Here is a 24,991-nt window from a genome sequence, read left to right as displayed (position 1 = left end):
ATCCGTGTCCAACACTCCCGATCTCCCGCAGCGCCGTGCCCAGCTGAGCGCTGAACAACGTAGTCGCCTGCAGCAACGCCTGCGTGGCAACGGCGCCAAGGGCAGCGGCGACGCCGCTGCTGCCTTGCCCTTCGCCACCCGCGCCCCCGGAACGCCTGCCCCCCTGTCGTTTGCCCAGCAGCGGCTCTGGTATCTCTGGAAACTGACGCCGCAGAGCAGTGCCTATCACCTGGCCGGTGGCTTGCGCCTGCAGGGGCCTCTTGAGGCCGCCGCGCTCGAGCGCGCCGTCGACGCGCTGGCCTTGCATCATCCCGCCTTGCGTACCGTGCTGCGCGAGGATGCCGACGGCAACGTGACACAGACGGTGCTGCCGGCCTCCGCCTGGTCCTTGTCGAGACAGGATCTGAGCCTGTTGCCGGCGCACCGGCGCCAGGACGCTCTGCGCGGGCAAGTGCAGCGTTTGTGCAGCCGGCCCTTCGAGCTGGATGGCGGCGCACTGGTGCGCGCCTGCCTGTTGCAAGTGGATGACCAAGAGCATCAGCTGATCGTGGTGATGCATCACATCATCTCCGATGCGCAGTCCACGCAACTGATCCTGGCGGAATTGCCGGCCCTGTATCAGGCGGCCAGGCAGGGCCAGGCCATCAGCGCGGCGTGGCATGGCCCGGACCTGGGCGATTACGCCGTCTGGCAGCGTCAGTGTCTCAATAGCACGCAAGCCGAGCGGCAACTGGCGTGGTGGAAGGCGCAACTGGGCAACTCCAGTCCGGTGCTGGAGTTGCCTACCGATCATGCCCGCCGTCCAGATGGCCAGTATGGTGCTGCCAGTTGGCGCATCGTGCTGGAGCCAGCCCTGCTCGATGCCTTGCGCCGCCGCGCCCAGGGGCAAGGGTGCAGCTTGTTCGTGGTCTTGCTCTGTGCGTTCCAGGCCCTGCTGTACCGGCATACCAGCCAGCGCGATGTCCGTGTGGGCGTCCCCGTGAGCCATCGCCAGCGTTCTGAATTGGCAGCCGCGGTGGGTTTCTTTGTCGATACCCAGGTGCTGCGCGCCGAATTGGCCGGGCAAACCACGCTGGAGAGCCTGCTGGCGCAAGTGCGTGATACATCCTTTGCCGCGCAAGCCCATCGGGACATCCCCCTGGAGCGGCTGGTCGAGGTGTTGCAGCCTGAGCGCAGCATTGGACGCACGCCGCTGTTCCAGGTCATGTTCAACCATCTGCGTGAGCAGGCCGATGGCAGCCAGAGCTGGCCAGGGTTGTCAGTGCAGCGGCTCGACTTCGACGCGGCGGTAGCCCAGTTCGAACTGACGCTGGAGACCTCCGAAGAGGCCAACGGGGAACTCAGTGCCACTTTCCGCTACGCCCGCGAGTTGTTTGACGAGAGCAGCATTGCCCGCATGGCGCAGCATTACGTGGCGATCCTGCAAGCGCTGGCAACGCAGCCGCAATTGCGGGTAGCCGAGCTGCAACTGCTGGGGCCGGAGGAAGACCGACAGCTGCACAGCTGGGGCGTCAACAACGAACAGCATGCCGAGGTCATGGAGCCGGTGCATGAACAGATCGCCCGCCAGGCCCGGCGCCAACCCGAGGCCACGGCCCTGTTGTTCGGCCGGCAGCAGTTGTCCTACGGCGCCCTGGAGCGGCGCGCCAACCAGTTGGCGCATCGCCTGATCAGGCTGGGCGCAGGGCCGGAAGTGAAGGTGGGAATTGCCGTCGAACGCTCGCTGGAGATGGTGATCGGGCTGCTGGGCATTCTCAAGGCCGGTGCCGCCTATGTGCCACTGGATCCGGAGTATCCGGCCCAGCGCCTGCAGTACATGATGCAGGACAGCGGCATGCGCCTGTTGCTGACCCAGCAGCATGTGCTGCCAACGCTGCCGCCTCTGGCAGGCCTGCCGGTACTGGCGCTGGACCAGCTCGATCTCGACGATGAAGCGCACCAGCCTCCCGCCGTCAGGGTGCATGGCGAGAACCTCGCCTACGTGATCTATACCTCCGGCTCCACCGGCCAGCCCAAGGGGGCGGCCAACCGGCATTGCGCCTTGCGCAACCGGCTGGCCTGGATGCAGCAGGCCTACCGGCTGGAGCCGCACGATACGGTACTGCAAAAGACCCCCTTCAGTTTCGACGTCTCGGTCTGGGAATTTTTCTGGCCGCTGATGATAGGAGCGCGCCTGGCCTTGGCGCAGCCTGGGGATCATCGCGATCCGGCGCGACTGGTGGAGCAGATCCAGCGTCATGCCGTGAGTACCTTGCACTTCGTGCCATCCATGCTGCAAGCCTTCCTGGCCCACGATGAGATCGAAGGCTGCAGCAGCCTGCGTCGCCTCATCTGCAGTGGCGAGGCCTTGCCGGTCGAAGCCCAGCAGGGAGTCTTCGCACGTCTGCCGCAGGTGGCGCTCTACAACCTGTATGGTCCGACCGAGGCGGCCATTGACGTGACCCACTGGACCTGCCGTGCCGATGGTCGCAGCCAGGTACCGATCGGCCGCCCCATCAGCAGCATTCGCACGCTGGTGCTGGACGGGGATCTGAACCTGGCCCCGCAGGGTGTACCCGGCGAGCTGTATCTGGGCGGTATTGGTCTGGCGCGCGGCTATCTGGGGCGCGCCGGCCTGAGCGCGGAGCGCTTCGTGGCCGATCCTTTCAGTGCCGACGGTGAACGTTTGTACCGCACCGGCGACCTGGTGCGCTGGAACAGGGAAGGGCAGCTCGATTATCTGGGCCGGCTGGATCACCAGGTGAAGATTCGAGGCCTGCGCATCGAGCTGGGCGAGATCGAAGCGCGGCTGCTGGCCCAGCCTGGGGTACGTGAAGCCGTGGTGGTGGCGCGTGAAAGCGCGGGCACGAGCCGCCTGGTGGCGTATGTGTCGGGTACCGGCCTGGTGGCGGGCACGCTGCGCAGTGCGCTCACCAAGGATTTGCCGGACTACATGGTGCCGGCACTCATCGAGGTGCTGGAGCATCTGCCGCTCAATGCCAACGGCAAGGTCGATCGGCGCGCCTTGCCGGATCCGGCGCAACCGTTACAGCGCGCTTATGAAGCCCCGCGCGGCCAGGCCGAGCAGGTATTGGCGGCGGTCTGGGCCGAGGTGCTTGGACTGCAGCAGGTAGGCCGGCATGACAACTTCTTCGAGCTGGGGGGGGATTCCATCCTGAGCCTGAAGCTGCTGGCCCGGGCACGCGCCAGCGGTATCGTGCTGACACCCCGGCAGATACTGGAACATCAGGTGTTGTCCCGCATCGTCGAGGAGGCGGCCAGGGAGTCAGAACAGGCTGGCGATCCGCCGGCTCCGATTGCTCCCTTGCCGATGGAGGTTCGCGCCCAGCCTTTACCCGCTTGCGCGGCGCACGCCCGCCAATGGTTCCTGTGGCAATCAGGTGATAACGATACGGCCTACCATTTGCATGGCACGCTGCTCATGCACGGCCGGCTGGACATGACGGCGCTGCAAGCGAGTGTGGACGCCCTCGTGGCGCGCCATGAATCGCTGCGCACGGTATTCGATGTCAATGCCGCTGGTGAAGTGCAGCAACACATCCTTGCCGGCATGGCGGTCAAGGTACAGCTGTCGGAGCCCAGCGCCGACAGTCGGGCTGCGCCGCCGCGCCATCACCTGCAACAGGTGCAGGACCTGATCGACCAGCCCTTCGACCTGCGCCGCGGACCACTGCTGCGCGTGGGCGTGTTGCGCGAGTTGGCCGAGCGCCACCTGCTGGTGTTGGTAGTCCATCACATCGTCGCCGATGGCTGGTCCATGCAAGTGATCATGGATGAGTTCGCCGCGTTCTACCGCGCCAACGTGCAGCAAGACAGCGCCGACCTGCCTGACTTGCCGCTGCAGTATGCCGATTATGGTCACTGGCAGCGTCAGTGGCTGGCATCGCCCCAGCGCGAGCGTGAACTTCACTACTGGCGCGATCACCTTGGTGACCAGCATGTGCCTCTGCAATTGCCGGTCGATCATGCGCGCCGTCCCGATGGGCGCTATCGAGCCGCACGCCACAACCTCATCTTGCCTGCGCCTTTGTTGCAGCGTCTGCAGCCTTACGTGCAGAGGCGCGGCGCGACCCTGTTCATGGCCCTGCTGGCGGCAGCGCAGGTGCTGATGCACCGATATAGCGGGCAGAGTGACATTCGCCTGGGCGTGCCGATCGCCAGCCGCCATCACCCGCAGACGCAGGGCATCGTCGGCATGTTCGTCAATACCCAGGTACTCCGTGGCCTGATCGACCCGCATCAGCCGCTGGAAGCCGTGCTGCTGCAGGCGCGCGCGGCGGCGCTGGGGGCGCAGCACTGTCAGGATCTGCCGTTTGAACACCTGGTGGAAGCCTTGCAGCCGGAGCGCACCGTCGGCGTTCATCCGCTGTTCCAGGTCATGTTCAACCATCAGCGCCGCGACCGCCGGGCACTGCGACAATTACCGGGCTTGATGCTGGAAGAGGTCGAGCTCGGTAGCCAGGATGCCCAGTTCGAGTTGGCCATCGACAGTGTGGAGGATGAGCAAGGCGCTGTGCAGATCAGCTTTGTCTATGCACGTGAATTGTTCGAGCCGGCCAGCATGGCGCGCATGGCGCACCATTATCTGGTCATCCTGCAGGCCATCGCCGAGCAGCCGCAGCAGAGTGTGGCCGGGTTGTCTTTGCTGGGTGCCGATGAGCTGACCCAATTGCACGACTGGGGCGTCAATGGCGAGCGCTATGCCGCGCAGATAGAAGCGGTGCATCACCAGATTTCGCGTCAGGCGCAGCAGCAGCCGCACGCCACAGCCCTGCTGTGCGGAGAGGAGCAGTTGTCGTATGGTCAGCTGGAGCGCCGCGCCAACCAGCTGGCGCATCATCTGATTGGCTTGGGTGTCGGCCCGGAGGACAGGGTCGGCATCGCTGCCGAGCGCTCGCTGGAGATGGTGGTGGCCTTGCTGGCCATTCTCAAGACGGGCGCTGCCTACGTCCCGCTGGACCCCGATTACCCGCCGCAACGCCTGCACTACATGATGCAGGACAGCGGTATCCGGCTGCTGCTGACCCAGCGGCATCTGCTGGCAGGTTTGCCCGACATCGAGGGGCTGCCAAGGCTGGTGCTGGAAGAACTGGATCTGGACGGCTTGTGCGGGCAGGCAGCACATGTGCCCGTGCATGGCGAGAATCTGGCCTATGTCATCTACACCTCAGGCTCTACCGGGCAGCCCAAGGGAGCGGCGATCCGTCATCGCGCGCTGGCCAGTTGCATGCGCTGGATGCAGCAACGTTACGCGCTGACCAGTGCCGACACGGTGCTGCACAAGGCACCTTTCGGCTTCGATGTGTCGGTCTGGGAAATCTTCTGGCCGCTCACCAATGGCGTGCGGCTGGTCATTGCCGCGCCGGGTGAGCATCGTTACCCGGAACGCATCACGGCGCTGATCCGGCGTCATGGCATTACCACGCTCAACTTCGTACCGGCCATGCTCCAGGCCTTCTTGGCCAACGAGGGAATCGAACAGCAGACCCGGCTGCGCTACGTGATCTGCGGCGGCGAAGCCATGCCGGCGGCAACCCAAGGCGAGGCCTTGCGTCGGCTGGCTGGGGTGAGCCTGCAGAATCTCTATGGACCTACCGAAACCACCATCCATGTCACCCAATGGAGCTGCCGCGAAGACGGACGGCACCAGGTCCCCATCGGCCGCCCGATTGCCGAAACCAGCGCGCTGGTGCTGGATGCGGCCCTGAACCTGGTCCCGCCAGGCGTAGCGGGAGAACTCTATATCGGCGGTGAGTTGCTGGGACGTGGCTACCTGAACCGTGCCGCTCTGAGCGCCGAACGCTTCGTCGCACATCCCTTCGGCGACGCCGGCCAACGGCTCTATCGCACCGGCGACCTGGTGCGCTGGAACCAGGAAGGGCAGCTCGATTACCTGGGCCGTATCGACCACCAGATCAAGATTCGTGGCTTGCGGATCGAACTGGGTGAGGTGGAGGCACAGCTGCTGGCGCAGCCAGAACTGGCGGAGGCCGTGGTGCTCACCCAGGACGGCCCATCTGGCGCACGCCTGGTCGCTTACGTGGCAGCCGCGGCAGGTCATGCCATCGATGGGGCCATGTTGCGGGAACGCCTGGGGCGACAACTGCCGTCCTATATGGTGCCCAGCGCCATCATGGTACTGCCGGCCTTGCCCCTCAATGCCAATGGCAAGGTGGATCGCAAGGCGCTGCCGTCGGTGCAGTTTGCCAATGAGAGTGGCTATGTGCCGCCACAGGGCGCGGCCGAAGAGCTGCTAGCCGCGATCTGGGCCGAGGTGCTCGGGCTGGAGCGAGTCGGCCGGCATGACAATTTCTTCGAGATCGGCGGCGATTCCATCCTCAGCCTGCAGATCGTCGCACGTGCCCATGGTGCTGGCTGGCGCTTGTCCTCCAGCCAGATCTTCGAGCAGCAGACGGTGGCGCAACTGGCGCCGCAGTTGCAGGCGCCAACGCCGCAGGAGCAGGGCGCTGTCGGGCAGGCGTCCAGCGCGCCCGCAGTCTGCTCCGGCCTCGATCCGGCCGAGCTGGAGGCGCTGCCGCTGCCGGCCGATAGCATCGAGGATATCCTGCCGCTGACCCCCATGCAGCAGGGCATGTTGCTGCATACGCTGCTTGATCCGCGTTCGGGCATGTACCTGATGCAGGACCGCTTTCACATTCACAGCCGGATCGATGTCGAACGGCTGTGGCAAGCCTGGGATACGGTCTTTGCCGCCAATGCCGCATTGCGTGCCGCTTTCCTCTGGCAGGGGCTGTCGACGCAATGCCAGGTGATCCGCAACGACGTGGTCTTGCCCAAGGAGTGCCTGGACCTGCGCCTGCTGGGCCGGGACCAGGCCATGCACCATCTGGAGCAGTTGCTGGAGCAGGACCTGGCCTGCGGCTTCGACATGAGCTGCGCGCCGCTCATGCACATTCGATTGGCGTGGATCGAAGAGGAGGAATATCTCCTGGTGGTCAGTTTCCACCACATCCTCATGGACGCCTGGTGTTCCGGTCTGCTCATGGGCGAGGTGCTGGCCGATTATGACCGCCGGGGCGGGGTGGCCAGCGCGGCGCGCCCGGTAGCCATGCCTTATCGCGCCTTCTTTGCCTGGCGGCAGCAGCAGGACGAGCAGGCCGCTCGCGCCTACTGGGGCAAGGAACTGGCCGGGCTGGCGCAGGTGACACCCTTGCCGGTGCGGCGGCGCGCGCCCGGTGACGCCGCGCCATCGCGGATGGTGAACCTGCGGGTGATGCTGACGCCGGCCCGCACCGAAGCTCTCAATACGCTTTGCAAGCGCCTGCGCATCACCGCCAATACCCTGATCCAGGGAGCCTGGGGCTTATTGCTGGCGCGTTACTCGGGCTTGCGCGATGTGTTGTTCGGCATCACTGTGGCCGGTCGTCCGGCCGAGTTGCCGGCGCTGCACCAGACCATCGGCCTGTTCATCAATACCATCGCCATGCGAGTCCGTTTGCCGGCCCAGCAGGCCAACGTGAGCGCCGGGCAATGGCTGGGTGAGCTGTTCGCCCGCAACCTGCAGGCGCGTCAATTCGATTTCTTCCCCCTGGTGGAAATGCACGCGCTGAGTGGCTTGCCGGGAGACCAGCCGCTGTTCGACAGCCTGTTCGTCTTCGAGAACGCGCCGGTGTCGGCCGATGTGCTGGCGCGTGCGCGCCAATGGTCGGTGGACGACGCCAGCTCGCGCACCCATACCAATTATCCGCTGACTGTCGTGGTCACCCCGGGCGTGCAGATGCTGTTGCAGATCACTTTCGACCAGAATCGGGTCGACGACGCTCAGGCGCAGCGTCTGATGGACGGTTTTGCGCATGTAGTCGATCAGCTGATAGAGAGTCCCGACGCCCCGTTATCGTCCATTGCATTGCTACCGCCATCGCAATGCGCGGCGGTATTGCAGGCCGGGCGCGGTCCGCAGCGCGCGCTTTCGGCGACCCAGGACTATGTGGGATTGTTCCGGGAACAGGTACGACAACACGCTGGGCGCACGGCGGTGCGTTGCGGAGCGCGGGCCTTGAGCTATCTGGAACTGGATCGCTCCAGCGACTGCATTGCGCACGCCCTGATCCGGGCCGGGGTGCGTCGCGGCGATACGGTGCTGGTGTTGCTGCAGCGCGATGTCGGCTTGCTGGAAACCGTACTGGCCAGTTTCAAGGCAGGTGCTGCTTATCTGGCGGTCGACCCGGAGCAGCCGCCGCAACGGCTGGCCAGTATCTGCACCGCCAGCGGTGCCCAAGTGGTGGTGGCCGATGCACCCAGCCTGACGCCGCTGGATGCCGTGCTGGCCAGCCTGCCGGCGGATAGGCCCAGGCCACGCGTACTCACGCTGGAGCAGGCCCGCACCAGTGAGGGTGCTGCCTTGCCGCTGGTGAGCACGCATCCGCAACAACCGGCCTATGTCATCTACACCTCAGGCTCTACCGGTCTGCCCAAGGGCGCAGTAGTGACCAGCCAGGGGATGCTCAACAACCAGTTGAGCAAGATTGCCCTATTCGGCCTGGGGGTGGGCGACGTGATCGCCCAGACCGCGCAGCAGGGGTTCGATATTTCGGTTTGGCAGCTGCTGTGCGCAAGCCTGTGCGGTGCCTGCACACAGATCATTCCCACCGCGGTCACACGCGATCCGGCGGCACTGCTGCAGGCACTGAGGGAGCATGATGTGACCGTGTTGGAGGCAGTGCCATCGCTGTTGCAAACGATGAGCGAGGCCGTGCTGCCGCTACCGCGGCTGCGCGTGACGCTGGTCACAGGCGAAGCAGTCAAGACCAGCCATGTGCGCGCCTGGCATGCCAGTCATCCGCACGCCTTGCTGGTCAATGCCTACGGACCGGCCGAGTGCGCCGACGACGTCAGCCTGTATATCGCCGGGGCCTCGCACGGCTTGCCAGCCGATGACGCTACCGAGGGGATCTTCCCGATCGGCAAGGCCGTGGACAACACGCAACTGTGTGTGCTCGACCCAGACCTGCAACCGGTACCTTTCGGAATGCCGGGAGAGTTGTATGTGGCTGGCATCGGTGTCGGCCAGGGCTATCTGGGCCGACCGGATCTCACCGGCGAGCGTTTCGTCGCCGACGTGATTTCCCGGGTGGAGGGCGCGCGCATGTATCGCACTGGAGATATCGTGCGCCAATCTCCCGATGGCACGCTGTCCTATCTGGGCCGGGCCGACAGTCAGGTCAAGCTCCGTGGTCATCGCATCGAGCTGGGTGAGATTGAAGCGGTACTGGCGCAACAGCCCGGTGTGCTTGATGCGGTGGTGACATGCGCCATCGATCAGGCCGGCAATCCACGTCTGGTGGCCTATTTTGTGGCAGCTGCGCAGAGCGCAGCGGGTGCCCTGCCATTACGCGAAGTCCTTTCACAACGACTGCCCGAGTACATGGTGCCGACCATCTGGATGCCGCTGCCGGCGTTCCCACGCAATGCCAACGGCAAGATCGACCGCCGTGCCTTGCCACCGCCCGACTTTGCGCAGGGACGTCAGGTGTTCCGTGTCCCGGTCAGCGCCACCGAGAAATTGGTCGCCGAAGTCTGGCAGGAAATCCTTGGCTTGGCTGAGGTCGGGCTGGATGACAACTTCTTCGAGCTGGGTGGCCATTCGCTCAATGCAATGCAGGCCGTAGCACGGTTGCAGAGTGCCTTGCGCAAGGAAATCGCACTGAATCTGTTCCTGGCCGCGCCCAGACTGGAGAGCTTGGCGGCGCAGCTGGACCAGCTGCACGCAGGCGCCAGCGACCAGGCGCTGGAAAACCTGGAGCAATTCCTGAATTCACTGGAGGATGCATGATGGAACGCGCACTGGCCGTTCGTTTGATGGAGCGTTTTTCTGCCACCTCGGCAGAGAATCGCCGGATTATCTATCGCAAGATGCGTGAGGAAGGCATCACGCTGTCGCAACTCCCCATTCTGCCGTTGCCCACGGATGCCGCCGCTGATGCCTCGCTGCCCTCGGCGGCGCAGCAGCGGCAATGGTTCCTCTGGCAGATGGATCCTGACAGCAGCGCCTATCATGTCAGCGGCGCACTGCGTCTGGAAGGAAATCTGGATGTGGCAGCCCTGCGTGCCAGCTTTGCCGATCTGGTCGCACGCCATGCCTCGCTGCGCACGCTGTTTTCGGCCGATCAGGCCGGGCGGGTGCAGGTGCGCCAGTTGCCCTCACTGGCGTTCGAGTTCATCAGTACGGAGCTGCCGGCCAATGATCAGGCGGCCCAATCTTGCCTGCAAGAGCAGGTCCGGCAGATCGCCAGCACCCCCTTCGATCTGGAGCAGGGACCGCTGCTGCGTATCGGACTCATCCGTGAGCAGGCCCAGCGCCATGTGCTGGTCGTGGTCATGCATCACATCATTTCTGACGGCTGGTCCATGCAGATCATTCTGGACGAGTTCGTGACGTTGTATCGGGCGCGCGTGGAGGGTGGCAGCGCAGCGCTGCCCACCCCTCCCATCGGATATGCCGACTACGCCAGTTGGCAACGCAACTGGCTCGATGCGGGTGAGCGGGAACACCAGTTGCAATACTGGCGCGCTCAGTTGGGGCAATCGCAGCCAGTGCTGCAGTTGCAGACCGATCATGCCCGCCGCAGCGATGGCCGCTATCTGGCCAGCCAGTACCGGCTGGATCTGCCGCCGGCACTGGTGCAGGCACTGCGGCAGCGCGTGCGCGAGAGTGAGGCAACCTTGTTCATGGGCTTGCTGGCCGGGGTGCATCTGCTGCTGCACCGCTACAGCGGGCAGTATGACATCCGCGTCGGCGTGCCCATTGCCAACCGCCACCGGGTGGAAACCGAGGGCGTGGTCGGATTCTTCGTCAATACCCAGGTCTTGCGCGTGGTCGTTGATGCACATGCGCCGCTGGACGCTGTGCTGAGGCAAGCGTGCAGCGCCGCCTTGGGCGCGCAGCAACATCAGGATCTGCCGTTCGAGCAACTGGTGGAGGATGTGCAGCCGCAGCGCAATCTCGGCGTGCATCCGCTGTTCCAGGTGATGTTCAATCACCAGCGCCAGGATGGACAGGCCCTGCACCAATTGCCGGGTCTGAGGCTGGAAGAGATCGAGATCGGCGAGCAAGGCGCGCAGTTCGAACTGGCCATCGATAGCGTGGAAGATGAACACGGCAATTTGCAGATCGGTTTTTCCTACGCCCGCGAGTTGTTTGACGAGAGCAGCATTGCCCGCATGGCGCAGCATTACGTGGCAATCCTGCAAGCGCTGGCAACGCAGCCGCAATTGCGGGTAGCCGAGCTGCAACTGCTGGGGCCGGAGGAAGACCGACAGCTGCACAGCTGGGGCGTCAACAACGAACAGCATGCCGAGGTCATGGAGCCGGTGCATGAACAGATCGCCCGCCAGGCCCGGCGCCAGCCGGAGGCCACGGCCCTGTTGTTCGGCCGGCAGCAGCTGTCCTACGGCGCCCTGGAGCGGCGCGCCAACCAGTTGGCGCATCGCCTGATCAGGCTGGGCGCAGGGCCGGAAGTGAAGGTAGGAATTGCCGTCGAACGCTCGCTGGAGATGGTGATCGGGCTGCTGGGCATTCTCAAGGCCGGTGCCGCCTATGTGCCGCTGGATCCGGAGTATCCGGCCCAGCGCCTGCAGTACATGATGCAAGACAGCGGCATGGGCCTGTTGCTGACCCAGCAGCATGTGCTGCCAACGCTGCCGCCTCTGGCAGGCTTGCCGGTACTGGCGCTGGACCAGCTCGATCTCGACGATGAAGCGCACCAGCCTCCCGCCGTCAGGGTGCATGGCGAGAACCTCGCCTACGTGATCTATACCTCCGGCTCCACCGGCCAGCCCAAGGGGGCGGCCAACCGGCATTGCGCCTTGCGCAACCGGCTGGCCTGGATGCAGCAGGCCTACCGGCTGGAGCCGCACGATACGGTACTGCAAAAGACCCCCTTCAGTTTCGACGTCTCGGTCTGGGAATTTTTCTGGCCGCTGATGATAGGAGCGCGCCTGGCCTTGGCGCAGCCTGGGGATCATCGCGATCCGGCGCGACTGGTGGAGCAGATCCAGCGTCATGCCGTGAGCACCTTGCACTTCGTGCCATCCATGCTGCAAGCCTTCCTGGCCCACGATGAGATCGAAGGCTGCAGCAGCCTGCGTCGCCTCATCTGCAGTGGCGAGGCCTTGCCGGTCGAAGCCCAGCAGGGGGTCTTCGCGCGTCTGCCGCAGGTGGCGCTCTACAACCTGTATGGTCCGACCGAGGCGGCCATTGACGTGACCCACTGGACCTGCCGTGCCGATGGTCGCAGCCAGGTACCGATCGGCCGCCCCATCAGCAGCATTCGCACGCTGGTGCTGGACGGGGATCTGAACCTGGCCCCGCAGGGTGTACCCGGCGAGCTGTATCTGGGCGGTATTGGTCTGGCGCGCGGCTATCTGGGGCGCGCCGGCCTGAGCGCGGAGCGCTTCGTGGCCGATCCTTTCAGTGCCGACGGTGAACGTTTGTACCGCACCGGCGACCTGGTGCGCTGGAACAGGGAAGGGCAGCTCGATTATCTGGGCCGGCTGGATCACCAGGTGAAGATTCGAGGCCTGCGCATCGAGCTGGGCGAGATCGAAGCGCGGCTGCTGGCCCAGCCTGGGGTACGTGAAGCCGTGGTGGTGGCGCGTGAAAGCGCGGGCACGAGCCGCCTGGTGGCGTATGTGTCGGGTACCGATCTGGTGGCGGGCACGCTGCGCAGTGCGCTCAACAAGGATTTGCCGGACTACATGGTGCCGGCACTCATCGAGGTGCTGGAGCATCTGCCGCTCAACGCCAACGGCAAGGTCGATCGGCGCGCCTTGCCGGATCCGGCGCAACCGTTACAGCGCGCTTATGAAGCCCCGCGCGGCCAGGCCGAGCAGGTATTGGCGGCGGTCTGGGCCGAGGTGCTTGGACTGCAGCAGGTGGGCCGGCATGACAACTTCTTCGAGCTGGGGGGCGATTCCATCCTGAGCCTGCAGATCGTTGCCGGGTTGCGACGCCGTGGCAGCCAGCTGGCGCCACGCCTGATCTTCGAACGTCAGACCATCGCCCAGCTGGCTCCGGCGATCGCACACAGCACAGCGCCACAACTGCACGCCCAGGCAAGCGTGCAGGGCGAACTGCCCCTGTTGCCGATTCAGGCGGAGTTCTTCGCCATGGATCTACCAGAGCGGCATCACTGGAATCAGTCCATCCTGTTGGCCACTGATGCTCCACTGGACATGGCGGCCCTCAATACCGCCCTGCAGGCGGTGGTGTCGCACCACGACAGCCTGCGCTTGCGTTATACCCGGGATGACCAGGGGCAGTGGCGACAGACCTACGGCCAGCACGATCCGGCCCAGTTGCGTGAGCTGCTGTGGGTACGCCAAGGCCTGCCTGGCAATGCCATTGCGCCACTGTGCGAAGAAGCCCAGCGCAGCCTGAATCTGGCGCGCGGTCCGCTGCTGCGCGCCCTGGCGATGGAACTGGAAGAGGGTGGTTGGCGGCTGTTGCTGGTGATACACCACCTGGTGGTCGATGGGGTTTCCTGGCGTATTCTGCTGGCCGACCTGCAGCAAGCGTATCGACAGTGTGTGGCGCTTGAACCGCTGGTCTTGCCGGCCAGGACCGCCAGCTACCAGCAGTGGGCTCATGTGCTGCAGGCCCGTCATGGTGCCTTGCTGCCGCAACTTCCTTACTGGCAGGCGCAGATGCAGCCACCATCTGTGCTGCCCTGCGACGATGCAGGCGGCGAGGCAACCATGCGCCAGCGCCAGGAAATGAGCTTCGGGCTGGACAAGGAACGCACCAACGCACTCCTGCGTCGTGTGCCGGCTGCTTATCGCACCCGCATCAACGATGTGCTGCTCACGGCGCTGGTGCGGGCCCTGTGCGGCTGGAGCGGCCTGTCGGAAATCCAGGTCGACATCGAAGGCCATGGCCGCGAGGATGGCACTGGCCAGCTCGACCTGTCGCGCTCGGTGGGCTGGTTCACCAGTGTGTTCCCACTGCGTCTGAGCGGCGCGGGTACGCCACAGCAAGCGCTCAAGCGCATCAAGGAAAGCCTGCGCGCCGTGCCGGAGGCCGGGCTGGGCTTTGGCCTGCTGAGGCAAGCGGGTACCCTGCCGGGGTCATCGTCCTCGCCGGTGATCTTCAACTATCTGGGGCAATTCGATGCCAGCTTTGACGGCACTTCCGGCTGGCGTCCGGCACAAGAGGAGAGTGGCGCGGCCATTGACCCCGACGCGCCGATGCAGCATGAGTTTGCCGTCGAGGGGCAGGTCTATGACGGCCAACTGCTGATCAACGTGGCCTATAGCGGGAAGCGCTACGCGCGCGCCAGCGTACAGGCTTGGGTAGAGCGTTTCGAGCAGGAGCTCGATGCATTGATCACGCACTGCACCAGCGGTGCGTGCGGGGCCACCCCTTCGGACTTCCCGCTGGCCGGCCTGGATCAGACCGCCATCGATCAACTGGGAGTGTCGCTGGCCGATGTGGCGGATCTGTATCCCCTGTCGTCGATGCAATCGGGGATGCTGTTTCATAGCGTGTCCGAACCTGATAATGCTGCCTACACGATGCAGATGCAGGTGGCGCTGGAAGCACTGCAGCCGGAGCGCTTCCGCTCCGCATGGCAGTCCGTGCTGGATCGTCATGCCATCTTGCGCAGCGCCATCCTGCAGCGCGATGACGCGCCGCTACAATGGGTGGCGCGCCGGGTCGTCTTGCCGTGGCAGCTGCGTGACTGCCGCCACAGTCCGGATCTGGCGGCAGAACTGGACGAGCTGGCCCGGCGCGAGCGCGAAGCTGGTTTCGACCTGGCCCGTCCGCCACTGATGCGGCTCATGCTCGTGAGCACCGGCGAACAAGGCTATCACTTGATCTGGACGGTGCACCACCTGCTGCTGGACGGCTGGAGTACATCGCAGTTGCTCGGCGAGGTCTTGCGCCACTACGCCGGCCAAACCCTGGATGAGCCGGTGGCGGCCTATGGCGACTATATCCGTTGGTTGCAGGGAAGAGATCAGCAAGCCAGTCGCCATCATTGGCAGTCACTGTTGCATAGGCTGCAGGAGCCGAGCCTGCTGGTCGCGCGGCTGCCGCCCGCGAAGCAGCCCAACCGCGCCCGCGACTATCGACAATACACGTGCTGCCTGGGCCAGGCGCAGACGCGCCGCCTGGTTGAGTTCGCGCGCGCCAGACACCTCACCCTCAGTACCCTGGTACAGGCTGCCTGGGCCTTGCTCTTGCAACGGTATACGGGCCACGGCACGGTTTGCTTCGGCGCCACCACGGCGGGCCGTCCGATGGATCTGGCCGGTGCCGAGTCCATGCTGGGGCTATTCATCAATACGCTGCCGGTGGTGACCACGCTCACGCCGCAGACTGCGCTGGATGAATGGTTGCAGCAGTTGCAGCGCCAGAGCGCACAGTCGCGCGAGCATGAATATACTCCGCTGTATGAAATACAGCGCCTGGCCGGACACAGTGGACAGAGTCTGTTCGATACGGTGGTGGTGTTTGAAAACTATCCGGTCGACGCTGCCCTGCATAGCCAGGAGGTGGATAAACTGGTAGTGGGCGAGGTACGTTTCAGCAGCGGGAATCACTACCCGCTGACTCTGCGTGTGAGCCTGGCCGAGCAACTGCAGATCGACTTCCTGCATGACACGGGCATGATCGCACCTGAACTGCTGGCCCGTATGGCAGCCCAGTTCACGTCGCTGCTCGAACAATTCAGCCAGGACGACAGTGAGACTCGCCGACGACGTCTGGCGGACCTGTCCCTGACAGATCTGCCGGCCCCACTGCAAGGACCGACGATCAGGGCCGATGATGTGATCGAGCGTTGGGCCGCCCAGGTCAGCCAGCAACCTGGGGCCGCCGCACTCACCGATGGCAACCATGCGCTGGACATGGCAGGCCTGTGTGCCTGGGTCGAGCAGATGGCGCAACAGATGCGGCAGCGCGGTATCGGTTGCGAAGACCGTGTGGCGATCCACGCTGAGCGCTCCTGCGCCTTCGTGGTGGCCGTGCTGGCCACCTTGCGTGTCGGTGCGGCTTACGTGCCGCTGGATCCGGCGCTGCCGGCCGAACGTCTGCACTACCAGTTGCAGGACAGTGCAGCGGTGTTGCTGTTGAGCGCGACTGCACCCGACTGGGCCGCTAGCGTACCGGTCTTGCCGCTGGCATCGTTGCAAGGAGTCCCGAAGCGGGTGCCGTATTGCTGGCCCGCCGTGCATCCTGGGCAGGCGGCCTATGTCATCTATACTTCCGGCTCCACGGGCCGCCCCAAGGGCGTGGTCGTCAGTCGCGGGGCCCTGGCCAATTACGTCGCCGGGGTACTCGAACGGCTGGACCTGCGGGAACAGGACCGATCCATGGCGATGGTCTCGACCGTGGGGGCCGACCTGGGCCATACGGTGCTGTTCGGTGCCTTGTGCTCTGGACGGCTGCTGCATCTGATTCCGCCCCAATGCAGCTTCGACCCCGATGCCATGGCCAGCTACATGGAACAACACCAGGTGGATGTGCTCAAGATCGTTCCCAGCCATTTGCAGGCCCTATTACATGCGGCTTCACCGGCCAGTGTGCTGCCGCGCAGCCGCCTCGTGCTGGGCGGCGAGGCCACCCGCAAGCCATTGCTGGCCCATATCGCCAGCCTGCGGCCACAATGCCGTGTCATGAACCATTATGGACCGACCGAAACCACGGTCGGCGTACTGACACAGGAAGCCAGCAGTGCGCTGGATGAGGCCGATAGTCTGCCCATCGGTCAGCCCATCGCCCAGGCCCGGGCCTATGTTCTGGACTCTGAACTGCAGCCGGTGCCGCAGGGCGTAGCGGGGGAACTGTATCTGGCCGGGCATGGTGTGGCGCGCGCCTATCAGCAACGTCCGGCGCAGAGCGCCGAACGTTTCGTGGCCGATCTGCTGGAGCCGGGCCAGCGCATGTACCGCAGCGGCGACCGTGTGCGCCAGCTCGCTGATGGCAGCCTGGAATTCCTGGGTCGGCTGGATGGCCAGATCAAGGTACGCGGCTATCGCGTCGAGCTGCGCGAGATCGCCGCGCTCTTGCAGAGCCTGGAAGCGGTTGCCCAGGCCGAGGTAGTGGTGCATTCGGAACCAGCTCAACCGGGACCTGACGGAGAGGCGGCGACCCCACAGATCATCGCCTACCTGGTGCCAATGGGCGGGCAGACCCTGGATCTGGCCGATCTGCGCCAGCAGCTCGCCACGCGGCTGCCCGACTACATGATGCCGACGGCGCTGGTGCCACTGCACGTCATGCCGCTCACGCCCAATGGCAAGCTGGACCGGCAGGCGCTGCCCCGGCCTGACAGCACGGCTACCTCCGTCTACGAGGCCGCGCGAGGACCGCTGGAAGAGACCCTGGCCGGCTTGTGGGCCGAGTTGCTGGGACTGCCGCAGGTGGGCCGCAACGATGACTTTTTCGCCCTCGGGGGCGACTCCATTCTGGTCTTGAAGCTGGTGGCCCGCGCCCGCAAACGCGATGTGAAACTGGCGCCGAAGATGCTCTTCGAGGGCAAAACCCCGGCCGGCGTGGCGCAACTGCTAACGGCGGGAAGCGGAGCGGCGGGCGGCGTCGAGCGCATCATGCCGTTGCCGCCAGCACAGCGCAACGGGTTGCTACCGGCCTCTTATGCGCAGGCCCGGCAATGGTTCCTCTGGCAGCTTGACCCTGGCAGCAGTGCCTATCACATCAACGGTGCGCTGCGCTTGTGCGGCACGCTGGACGAGGCCGCGTTGGAACAGGCTTTCTCCCGACTGCTGGAACGGCACCCGTCGCTGCGTACGGTGTTGCGGGCCGATGCGGATGGTCAGGTGCTGCAGTGGGTGCAGCCCCATGCCTGCCTGGCGTTCACGCGGATCGATCTGGAGCCGCTCGCGGAGGGCCCACGCCAGGCGCGGCTGCACGCCGAGGTGGCCAGCCTCTGTCGGCAGCCATTTGATCTCGAAGCAGGGCCGCTGCTGCGCATCGGTCTGCTGCGCGAGAGTGGCCATCGTCATGTGCTGGTGATGGTGATGCACCACATCATCTCCGACGGCTGGTCGATGCAACTGATCATGGACGAGTTCGCGTCGCTCTATGGCGCCTGCTGCCAGGGCCGCGAGGCTGGTTTGCCAGCGTTGCCGCTGCAATATGCCGACTATGCGGTGTGGCAACGGCAATCGATGCAAGGTGGTCAGCGCGAGACGCAATTGCGCTATTGGCAGGACCATCTGGGCCAGAGCCAGCCCAGCCTGCTGCTGCCCGCCGACCACCCGCGCCGACCTGACGGCCTGTACCGGGCCGCGCGCCATGAGGTAGTGCTGCCGCCGCCCCTGGTGGCAGCACTGCGCCAGCGCGTGCAGAGCGACGGCGGCACGCTCTTCGCCGTGCTGCTGGCAGCGGCGCAATTGCTGATGTATCGCTATAGCGGCCAGAACGATATCCGCCTGGGCGTCCCGATTGCCAACCGGCATCTGCCCGATACCGAGGGCGTGGTCGGTTTCTTCGTCAATACCCAGGTGTTGCGCGCCGAGATCGACCCGCGCCAGTCACTGGCGCGCTTGATGCAGTTGACCCGGGAAACGGCACAGGGCGCGCAGCAGCATCAGGACCTGCCGTTCGAGCAACTGGTCGAGGTGCTGCAGCCGCAGCGCCTGGTCGGCGTCAATCCGCTGTTCCAGGTCATGTTCAATCATCAGCGGCACGCACGCCCGACGTCGCATCACTTGCCGCAACTGACGCTGGAGCCATTCGAACTGGAAGAACAGGATGCCCAGTTCGAGCTGGCCATCGATACCCTCGAAGACACGGATGGTGGCCTGAGCGTTTCGTTGACCTACGCCCGCGAACTATTCGATCCACAGACGATGGCGACCATGGCAAGCCATTACCTGGTCGCGCTGGAGGCATTGGCCAGCCAGCCACAGTGCCGCGTGGGCGAGATCGACTGGCTTGGCGCGGCCGAGCGGAGCCGCCTGGCAGCCTGGGGCGACAAGGTATCGCCTTATGCTACGCCTGCGGTCATTACCACCCGCATCGCCCAGCGTGCCAGCATCCAGCCGGATGCCGTGGCGCTGATCAGCGGCAATCGCTCCATGAGCTACGGACAGCTCAATACGCGCGTCAACCAGCTGGCGCATTACCTGCTCAAGCGCGGCCTGCAACCCGGGGCACGCGTCGGGGTCGCGCTGGAGCGCTCGGCGGACATGGTCGTGGCGGTGCTGGCCATTCTCAAGGCCGGTGCCACGTATGTCCCGCTTGACCCGGACTACCCGGTGCAAAGGCTGGCGGCCATCATCGAGGATAGCGCGCTGTCGCTGCTGCTCTCGCAGACGTCGGTCAGACAACGGCTCCCCGGCGGCAGGGCGGAGCAGACGCTGTATCTGGATCAACTCGATCTGCAAGCCCAGCCGCACGATGAGCCTGATGTAACGATCCATTCCGACAGCCTGGCCTATGTCATCTATACCTCCGGCTCCACTGGCCGCCCCAAGGGCGTGGGTATTTCCCATCGTTGCCTGATGGAGCATGGAGAGATCGCAGCCGACTTCTTTGGACTCACGCCGCAGGACCGCATGTTGCAATTTTCCACGCTCAATTTCGACGGCTGCATCGAGCAGCTGTTCCCACCCTTGCTGGTCGGGGCCGCCGTAGTGCTGCGTGGGCCGGAGTTGTGGGATAGCCAGCGACTGCATGTCGAGTTGCTGGCGCATCGCATCAGTGTGCTGGACCTGACCACGGCCTACTGGCTGTTGCTGGTCCAGGATTTCGCCCGCATGGGGGTACGCGACTATGGCGTGCTGCGCCGCGTACACGTGGGTGGCGAGGCGATGCCGCCGGAAGGTATCAAGGCGTGGCGCGACGCCGGACTGGCCCAGGTCGAGCTATTCAATACCTATGGTCCTACCGAGGCTACGGTGACGGCTTCCATCCTCAGCTGCGCACCTTACGTGAGCGGCCAGACGGTGCTGCCGGCGCAGATGCCCATCGGCGCGCCGCTGGCAGGGCGCAAGCTGAGGGTGCTGGATGCCGAGCTGTCACCGCTGCCCATTGGGGTGGCGGGTGAGCTGTGCATCGGTGGTGAATTGCTGGCACGGGGCTACCTGAACCGGCCCGGCCTGAGTGCAGAACGTTTCGTCGCCGATCCACTGGGTGACGGCGGGGCACGCCTGTACCGTACCGGTGACCTGGTGCGCTGGACTCACGCTGGCCAGCTGGAATACCTGGGACGCATTGATCACCAGGTCAAGATACGTGGTTTCCGTATCGAGATGGGGGAGATCGAGTCCATCATGCTGGCCCAACCTGAGGTGCGCGAGGCGGTGGTAGTAGCGCGCGAGGGAGCGGGCTCTTTGCAGCTGGTGGCCTATGTCACGCCACAGCATGGGCGGCACATCGAGACGGCCGAGCTGCGCGAGTGCCTGGTGCGGCACCTGCCGGACTACATGGTACCCGCGGCGCTGGTGGTCTTGCCCGCGTTGCCGCTGAACGCCAACGGCAAGGTCGATCGCAAGGCGCTGCCCGAACCGGTCTACGAGAGCCGCACCGGGCATGAGCCGCCGCAGGGTGAGTGCGAAAAAGCACTGGCGGCGATCTGGGCCGAGGTGCTGGGTCTGCCGGCGGTGGGGCGTCATGACAATTTCTTTGAACTAGGTGGACATTCGCTGTCCATCCTTCGCATCCAGAGCCGCATACAGCAACAGTTTCCCGCCAGCGCACTACCGTTGCGCAGCCACTTCGACCATCCCACCATCGCCGCATTTGCCCAGCAACTGACGCGCTCGTCGCTGCCATCGGGCCAGGACGAGATCGACCAGATGGGCGATCTGCTGGCAGATCTGGAGTCCTGAATGAATGCAAGTCAGTACGACATCGCCAGGCGCTTTGCGCTGTTGCCGGGTGAAAAGAAAACCGCCTTTCTGGCAGCCCTGAAGTCACGTGGGATCGATTTCGGGCGCTTGCCCATCGTCAAGGCGGCGGCCGCCGATCGCTCTGCGCTGTCCTATGCGCAGGCGCGGCAATGGTTCCTCTGGCAATTGGACCGGGAGAGTAGTGCCTACCATCTGAGTACCGCCATGCAGTTGCAAGGCGAACTGGATCTGCCTTTGCTGCAGCAATGCTTTAACGCGCTGGTGGCGCGCCATGCGTCGTTGCGCACGCGCTTTGGCTGCGATGCCCAGGGAGGTGCTTACCAGGAGGTGCTGCCTCAGGGCGAGTTTGAATTCTGCCTGTGCGATTACCGTCACAGTCAGCCCCCCTCACTTGCCGAGCTGGTGGGCCAGCAGGCACAGCAACTCTACCAGCGGCCCTTCGATCTGGAACACGGTCCGTTACTGCGGGTCGGCGTGATCCGCGAAAGCGAACAGCAACAAGTGCTGGTGGTGGTGATGCACCACATCGTCTCCGATGGCTGGTCCATGGAGATCCTTCTGCGCGAGTTCATCGAACTCTATCGCGAGGGGAGGGAACCATCGCCGGTACAGTGGCCCTCATTGGCCATCGACTATGCGGATTACGCCGCCTGGCAGCGCAACTGGCTGGAGGCTGGCGAGCGCGACCGGCAGATTGCCTATTGGCGTGCCCAACTGGGGGAGCATCATCCGGTGCTGCAACTGCCGGTCGATCATCCACGCAGGGAGGACGGCCACTACAGCGCCGCCACCCACCGGCTGACATTGCCCCGGGCGCTGGCCGAGGCGCTGCCGGGGCGCGCGCAGACGGCGGGTGCCACTGTGTTCATGGTGTTGCTGGCAGCATTGCAGAGCTTGCTGTTTCGCTACGCGGGCGACGGCGATATCCGGGTCGGGGTGCCCGTAGCCAACCGCCGCCGTGCCGAAATCGAGGATCTGGTCGGTTTCTTCGTCAACACCCAGGTAGTGCGCGCCGGGATGAGTGATGCCATGTCACTGCAACAGGTGCTGGAAGGCGCCCGGCATGCCGTCATCGAGGCACAGGCGCATCAGGATCTGCCCTTCGAGCAACTGGTGGAAACGTTGCAGCCAGACCGCAGCAGTGGCATGGCGCCGCTGTTCCAGGTCTTGTTCAATCATCAGTCGGCCCACGGCAATGGCAGCCTGACACTGCCGGGACTCCAGGCACAGGAGTACATCCTGCCGGGCAAACGTGCCCAATTTGAACTGGTGATCGACAGTGTCGACGACGGCGAAGGCGGCATTGCCATCGATTTCATCTATGCCAGCGAGTTGTTCAGTGCGGTACGTATGGAGCGCATGGCCAGGCATTACCTGATCCTGCTGGAGGCCCTCGTATGGCAGCCCGGGCGTCGCATCGGCGACATCGACTTGTTGCAGGAGCAGGAACGGCAAGCATTGCAGCAGTGGGACGGCAGCCTGTGGCGCGCTGAGCTGGGGCCGGCGGCACCGGTGCCGGTGCATCAGCAGTTCTCGCGTATCGCGCAGGAGCAGCCGGATGCCGTGGCCGTGCTGTTCGGCCAGCAGCGTCTCAGCTACGGTGAGCTGGAACAGCGCGCCAACCAGTTGGCACACCATCTCCTGGCCCATGGTGCAGGTCCGGAAACCCGGGTAGGGATAGCCGTCGAGCGTTCGCTGGAGATGATCGTGGGCTTGCTTGCCATTCTCAAGACCGGGGCGGCCTATGTCCCGCTGGACATGGACTATCCTGCCGAGCGACTGGCTTACATCGCCGCCGATAGCGGTTTTGCCCTGCTCATCACGCACAGCCGATTGCGCCAGCGTCTGGTGCCGGATCGTGGCGTGCAGGTGATCGAGCTGGATCGTCTGCAGCTTCAGCCAATCCCGGTGACGCCCCCCATGGTGGCACTTCATCCGGACAACCTGGCCTATGTCATCTACACCTCAGGGTCCACCGGCCAGCCCAAGGGCGCGGCGATCGGCCATGGCGCATTGGCCCACTGCATGGGCTGGATGCAGCGGCGCTATGCTCTCAGCGCGCAGGACGCGGTATTGCACAAGGCGCCCTTTGGTTTCGACGTCTCGGTATGGGAAATCTTCTGGCCGCTCACGGCGGGGACCCGACTGGTGCTGGCCGCACCGGGTGAGCAGAAAGACCCGGAGCGGATCACCGAACTGATCAGGCGTCATGGCATCACCACGCTCAACTTCGTGCCGTCCATGCTGCAGGCTTTTCTTTCCCACGACGGCATTGAGCAGCAGACCCGGCTACGTTACGTCATCTGCGGCGGGGAAAGCATGCCCGCGGCGACCCAGGCCGAAGCACTGCGCCGGCTGGCTGGTGTCAGCCTGCAAAATCTTTATGGCCCGACCGAGACCACTATCCATGTCAGCCAGTGGAGCTGCCGGGACGATGGCCGCTCGCTGGTGCCGATTGGCCGCCCCATTTTCGCGACCTCGGCACAGGTGCTCGATGGCGCCCTCAATCCGGTCCCGCTTGGTGTGGCCGGCGAACTCTACATTGGCGGCGCGCTGCTGGGGCGCGGCTATCTCGGGCGAGCGGCGTTGACGGCCGAGCGTTTCGTGGCAGACCCCGGGGATCCGGATGGTGGCCGACTGTATCGTACCGGCGACCTGGTGCGCTGGAACGGGCAGGGGCAATTGGAATATCTGGGACGGATCGATCATCAGGTCAAGATTCGCGGCTTGCGCATCGAGCTGGGGGAAGTGGAGGCGCAGTTGTTGGCCCAGGAGGCGCTACGCGAAGCCGTGGTGATCACCCAGCCGGCAGCGGACGGCCTGCGCCTGGTGGCTTATGTATCGCCGCGCGCGGGCAATATGGTCACGCCCACGCAGATACGCGAGCAGCTGGGCCAGCGGTTACCGGCCTACATGGTGCCGGACGCGGTGGTGGTGCTGCCGACCTTGCCGCTCAATGCGAATGGCAAGGTCGATCGCAAGGCGCTGCCGCCCGCGCAGTGGAGCAGCACGCGCCACTATGTGGCCCCGGAAGGACCGATCGAACAAGCGTTGGCGCAGATCTGGTCGGAAGTGCTGGGGATCGAGCGTATCGGCCGGGACGACAATTTCTTTGAACTGGGTGGTCACTCCATCTCGGCGCTACGGGTGGTCGGGCTGGCCAGAGCGTGCCAGCTGCCTGGCCTGCCGCTGACCTTGCGCGAATTGTTGAGCGCCCCCAGCCTGCGGGAACTAGCCAGGCGCAGCGCCAGCACGATGATTCTGCTCAATGCCAAGGTCGCGGACGTGGCGCCGCTGTTCTGCCTCCATTCGGGCATCGGTACCGTTCTGGGCTACCTGTCGCTGGCCAGGGGCCTCAATGGCGTGCGACCGGTCTATGGGATCGCCTGCCGTACCCTGATCGATCCGGCCCATCGCGATCATTCGCTGGAAACCATGGCCAGGGACTATGTCGCGCAGATGCGCACGCTTCAGCCGCACGGCCCGTATCACCTGCTCGGGTGGTCATTGGGCGCGACCCTGGCCACGCTGGTGGCTGCCGAACTGGAGGCTGCCGGGCAACAGGTAGCCTTCCTGGGCCTGCTGGATGCACCGCTGTTGACGCAATTGCGCGGCACCGACAGTGCCATTGCCTGGCAGGATGAATATGCCGACTTGCTGCGCAAGGTCTCGGCCGGTGTCGAGGATCTGCCGGCCGTCCCGCAGGGCATCGCCAATCCGCTGGAGAGCGAGCAGGAGCTGCTGGCATGGACGCGCGCGCAGCTGGAAAGCGGGCGGCTGCGGCCGCAAGGCGCGTTCCTGGGATTGGGCGCGGAAGACCTGGTGCGGCGCTGTCTTATCGGGCGTGCGCTGTATTTGGCCGTGGATCGTTCCAGTGACCGCCTGCCTCGGCTGGCCGCCCCGATTGATTGCTGGTGGGCTTGTGATCGTGCGGCAGCCGAGCGCGCAGCGTTGGTGCAGCAGCTCGGCGCGGCCCATCTGCGGCAATGGCATAGCCAGGCCAACCACGAGGAAATGGTCAATACACCCAGCCTGGTGCAGCAGGTGCGTAGCTGCCTGGATGGACTCGTCGCCAATTCCGGCAGCTGAAAGAGCAGAAAGAACTGCAGGGCAGGGGAGGAACGCAGAAGAAGGCAGGCCGGCGGGCCTGAGA

The 24,991-nt window shown here is 64.8% G+C and carries 3 protein-coding genes; all 3 read left to right on the top strand.

Going from position 1 to position 24,991, the window contains the following annotated elements:
* The first annotated feature begins 4 nt into the window (after nt 1-4).
* From JOD78_RS03095 to JOD78_RS03085, 3 genes are read left to right on the top strand one after another with little or no spacing between them, the layout of a single operon-like run.
* Nucleotides 5-9,793, top strand: coding sequence for a non-ribosomal peptide synthetase (locus tag JOD78_RS03095; RefSeq protein ID WP_209570742.1), 9,789 nt, complete (start codon nt 5-7; stop codon nt 9,791-9,793).
* On the top strand, nt 9,790-20,817 hold the full coding sequence (locus JOD78_RS03090; RefSeq protein WP_209570741.1) for a non-ribosomal peptide synthetase: 11,028 nt from the start codon (nt 9,790-9,792) through the stop codon (nt 20,815-20,817). Before JOD78_RS03095 ends, JOD78_RS03090 begins: the two co-directional genes overlap by 4 nt.
* The gene (locus JOD78_RS03085) at nt 20,818-24,927 is read left to right on the top strand and encodes a non-ribosomal peptide synthetase (RefSeq protein ID WP_209568756.1); all 4,110 of its coding nucleotides are present in this window, start codon (nt 20,818-20,820) and stop codon (nt 24,925-24,927) included.
* Nucleotides 24,928-24,991: the final 64 nt, after the last annotated feature.

It is taken from the genome of Herbaspirillum sp. 1130 (assembly GCF_017833835.1).
GTDB classification, from domain to species: domain Bacteria; phylum Pseudomonadota; class Gammaproteobacteria; order Burkholderiales; family Burkholderiaceae_D; genus Herbaspirillum; species Herbaspirillum huttiense.
Note: the sequence above shows the minus strand (reverse complement) of the source record. Positions and strands in the feature narration are given on the sequence as shown.

What these genes read in the sequence shown, in the direction of transcription:
- JOD78_RS03085 (WP_209568756.1), top strand. Translation starts at nt 20,818, where the DNA reads ATGAATGCAAGTCAGTACGACATCGCCAGGCGCTTTGCGCTGTTGCCG.
- JOD78_RS03090 (WP_209570741.1), top strand. Translation starts at nt 9,790, where the DNA reads ATGATGGAACGCGCACTGGCCGTTCGTTTGATGGAGCGTTTTTCTGCC.